The sequence below is a fragment of the Paenibacillus sp. J31TS4 genome (assembly GCF_018403265.1).
GTDB lineage: Bacteria > Bacillota > Bacilli > Paenibacillales > NBRC-103111 > J31TS4.
The window spans coordinates 1-447 of record NZ_BOSI01000028.1 but is presented as its reverse complement, the minus strand read 5'-3'; the positions used below and the strand labels follow the sequence as shown (position 1 = coordinate 447).

Below are 447 nucleotides of genomic sequence, written 5' to 3'. Positions count from 1 at the left end.
GGTACACGTACGTCGAGATGACGTCGGACGCTTCCATGTTGAGCGAGTTCTGCATCAGGAAGACCTTCTCGAAGCCGACGCCCATGATGGAGCCGACGTTCAGAATGAGCAGGATGACGATCGTCGGTAAAATGCCGGGAATGTTCACGTGCCAGATGCGCTGGACGCGCGTAGCGCCGTCGACGCGAGCTGCCTCGTGCAGCTGCGGATCGATGCCGGCAAGCGCCGCCAGGTAGATGATCGAGCTCCAGCCCATCTGCTGCCAGACGCCGGAGAGCACGAAGATCGACTTGAACCAGCCCGGCTCGGTCATGAAGTTGACCGGCTCGCCGCCGAAGAAGACGATGATCATGTTGATCAGGCCGCTCTGCGGCGACAGGAACATGATCAACATGCCGACGAGCACGACGGTCGACAGGAAGTGAGGCGCGTAGGTGACCGTCTGGA

At 60.6% G+C, this 447-nt stretch carries 1 protein-coding gene; it reads right to left on the bottom strand.

Going from position 1 to position 447, the window contains the following annotated elements; translation table 11 throughout:
• The coding region (locus tag KJS47_RS23825; protein ID WP_213528396.1) for an ABC transporter permease subunit at window positions 1-447 on the bottom strand (447 nt) is incomplete at both ends.